Raw genomic sequence first — 283 nt, forward strand, 5'->3', positions numbered from 1 at the left:
AACTCTCAAAACAGCTTGCTTTTGCATGGAGCTTGTTCTTTGAAAACTAGATATCGAAACGAAAATTGCGAATTAGAACATTCCTTTTAGCTGAACTTGTGTAAACAAGTTTCAATAAAACGGTAGATTGCATTTGCTCGTTTGAGCAATTGGTTAAGCTACTAAGAGCACACGGAGGATGCCTAGGCGCTAGGAGCCGATGAAGGACGTGGCGAACAACGAAACTGCCTCGGGGAGCTGTAAGCAAGCTTTGATCCGGGGATGTCCGAATGGGGAAACCCAG

General features: G+C 44.9%; 1 rRNA gene. It reads left to right on the forward strand.

The annotated features are described in order from the left end of the window. Positions 1 to 151: 151 nt before the first annotated feature. Positions 152 to 283, forward strand: a 23S ribosomal RNA gene (locus tag HP552_RS01250); the annotation flags it as partial.

It is taken from the genome of Paenibacillus xylanilyticus (genome assembly GCF_013359935.1).
Lineage (GTDB): Bacteria > Bacillota > Bacilli > Paenibacillales > Paenibacillaceae > Paenibacillus > Paenibacillus xylanilyticus.